Annotated in this window: 2 protein-coding genes; both read right to left on the bottom strand. The window is 63.8% G+C overall.

Annotated features, from left to right (window positions below):
* On the bottom strand, window positions 1-251 hold a 251-nt coding region (locus AC6CHP_RS20740), incomplete at its 3' end, for a DUF3618 domain-containing protein (protein ID WP_498232055.1).
* The coding region (locus AC6CHP_RS20735; RefSeq protein WP_231457989.1) for a phage holin family protein at window positions 248-459 on the bottom strand (212 nt) is incomplete at its 5' end. The genes AC6CHP_RS20740 and AC6CHP_RS20735, both read right to left, overlap by 4 nt.

Raw genomic sequence — 459 nt, 5'->3', positions numbered from 1 at the left:
CCGGTGGAGTGCAGGGCGTTGCCGGTGTGCCCGGCGCCGGTGTGCATGGTGTCCTGGACACGGGTGGTGGTGTGGTCTGCTGCGCCCATGATTTTCTCCTTGACCCCGCTCACGGCGTCTTTTACCTTGTCGGTTTGGCGGTTCACGATGTTGGACGGGGTGACCTTATCGGCCACGGCGTCAACGTTGGTGCCCAGGCGTGCGCGGGTGGCTTCTATGTCTGAACGGATTGCGTCCGGGTTATCGCTCATCGGTTTACCTCACCTGGTTTTAGGGTTGGGGGTATTTCGGACAGGGTTTCCCCGGTCTGGGGCAGGCCTTTGACCTGTTTGAGTTCCTTGCGGCCGATCGAGGCCAGGACCGCGGCGATGATGCCCCAGACCACGGCGACGATCAGGGCGGCCCAGCCCAGCGGCATCAGGGCGCCCAGGGCGAACATCAGGCCCAGGGACAGGAAGA

This window comes from Pseudarthrobacter sp. GQ63 (assembly GCF_059758765.1).
The sequence above is the reverse complement of the archived record's forward strand: the minus strand, read 5'-3'. Positions and strand labels throughout refer to the sequence as shown.